Source organism: Roseivivax isoporae LMG 25204, assembly GCF_000521865.1.
Taxonomy (GTDB): Bacteria; Pseudomonadota; Alphaproteobacteria; order Rhodobacterales; family Rhodobacteraceae; genus Roseivivax; species Roseivivax isoporae.
Genome location: NZ_JAME01000118.1, coordinates 1 through 1,323 on the forward strand (window position 1 = coordinate 1; position 1,323 = coordinate 1,323).

Genomic DNA, 1,323 nt, shown 5'->3' on the forward strand with positions numbered 1-1,323 from the left:
CATCGCGTCACCCCTTTCTCAGCATGATCCCCGGCCGCCGCCGGGCGCCCGTTCCGTGGTCGTCCGTTCCTCTTCTCTCCTTTTCTCTTCTCTCGTTTCCTTTCCTTTCCTTTGGCTGGAACTGTTCCGTTCTGTGGAAATCTGTTCCGGAACAGTTCGGAACTGTTCCGCCCACAAACGGGCCGATTTTCCCTTTCAGATCAGGGCACGTTGCCGCCGCGGCCGATCCAGCCCTGCTGCGTGGCGTGGTTGAGCGCTCTCCGGAGCGACGTCTCGAACTGCGGCCAGCGCCTCTGCCCGTGGTGGTTCTCGACGAGCCAGCCGTCGAGGCGCTCGAGGAGCACACGGTCCTGGCACATGCGCTCGTCGCACTTGAGCCGCCGCATGTCCTCGGCGAGGCGGACGAGCCGGGCGTAGACCGCCTTGTCCGCGTTCGAGGCCTTGCGCTTCTCGCGCTGCGCCAGGGCGTCGAGCGCGACCTCGATCACCACGTGATGGCCGAGCACGACCTCGTCGCGGTACGCGTAGCGCTCCCACTTGTGCAGCGGTCCGATCGGCTCGCGGCAGAGCCGTTCCCACTGGTCGAAGTCGATGCGCAGCATGCGCGCCAGCGTGCGCGGGCTGTCGGGCAGCGATCCGACCGGGGTCTGCTTGCGCGAGAAGAAGTAGAGGTTCAGCGCCGCGCCCTGGACCTCGAGCGGCGCGTTCATGTGCATGTCCGAGGCGAAGAACCGGTCGTGCCAGAACATCGTGAAGTAGTCCGTGGAGAGCCGCGCGTCGCAGAGCTCCTCGGGATACTGCGGAAGCTCGGAGCCCCCGACCGGTCGCAGATGTGTCGCGCCCATGCTCGCGTTCCTCGTCGTTGGCGGCCCACCCTCTGCGGGACAGAACCGGGATGGTGCGGCCCCACGCGGATGTCGCGCGGGGCCGGAAGGCGCCCTGCCCGGGCCAGCCGTAATCGTGCACGTCAGTCGCGTGCACCTGGTCGAAGGCCTCGGCCAGCACGCGGGCCATGTGGCCGCGGTTGCAGGCGGGCTCCCACGCGTGCTGAAGGTGCAGGGGTTCGCCCTGCTCTTTCAGGAACCGCAGGAGCGACCGCGTCGCCCAGGGCGGCGTCGGGAAGTCGTCAAGGCTGTCGTGCGCCTCGTGGCGCTGCGCCATGACGGCGGAGGACCGGTTCGCGCTCATGCCGCGGCCCTCACGCGGTGGTACCAGCTCTGCACCCGCGTCGTGCTCTCGCCCCAGCGCTCGGCCAGCGCGGCGAGTTCACGGTACCGGCCGCCGGTCTCCACCAGCGCCGCGACGCGCGCGGCGGGGATGTTC

At 68.9% G+C, this 1,323-nt stretch carries 1 protein-coding gene; it reads right to left on the reverse strand.

Annotated features, from left to right (window positions below; genetic code table 11):
• Window positions 1-200 precede the first annotated feature (200 nt).
• Window positions 201-845: a hypothetical protein gene (locus tag RISW2_RS22875; protein ID WP_043775751.1), complete on the reverse strand. Its 645-nt coding sequence runs from the start codon at window positions 843-845 to the stop codon at window positions 201-203.
• Between the last annotated feature and the right edge of the window lie 478 nt (window positions 846-1,323).

Excerpts from the sequence above, each read along its gene's own strand:
- RISW2_RS22875 (WP_043775751.1), bottom strand. The coding sequence starts at position 845 with ATGGGCGCGACACATCTGCGACCGGTCGGGGGCTCCGAGCTTCCGCAG.